The organism is Mesorhizobium sp. M8A.F.Ca.ET.207.01.1.1, assembly GCF_004794715.1.
Lineage (GTDB): Bacteria > Pseudomonadota > Alphaproteobacteria > Rhizobiales > Rhizobiaceae > Mesorhizobium.
In genome coordinates this window covers 1-309 of record NZ_SRUS01000445.1, presented here as the reverse complement: position 1 = coordinate 309, position 309 = coordinate 1, and the positions used below count along the sequence as shown (strand labels likewise).

Genomic DNA, 309 nt, shown 5'->3' with positions numbered 1-309 from the left:
CCAGAACAGGCGGCCGATGCGCTCGGCGCCCCGCAGCGGGCGGATCGCGGCGGTAACCACGCCGCCACCGTCGGAGACCAGCAGCGCGTTGGCGTGCAGCAGGGCCTGGATCGCTTCGCTGTCGCCGCGCTGCGAGGCGTCCATGAAGCGCGCCAGCAGCTGCCGGTGCTGGCTGGCATCGGCGTTGAAGCGCGGCCGTCCGGCGTGCAGGCGCTGCCGGGCACGGTGTACCAGTTGCCGGCAGTTGGCTTCGCTGTGGCCGATCAGGTCGGCGATTTCGCGGTAGTCGTGATCGAAGGCCTCCTTCAG

At 71.2% G+C, this 309-nt stretch carries 1 protein-coding gene; it reads right to left on the bottom strand.

Annotated features, from left to right (window positions below; genetic code table 11):
- Nucleotides 1-309: sigma factor-like helix-turn-helix DNA-binding protein (locus EN850_RS35290; protein WP_281407320.1), on the bottom strand; the 309-nt coding region annotated here is incomplete at both ends.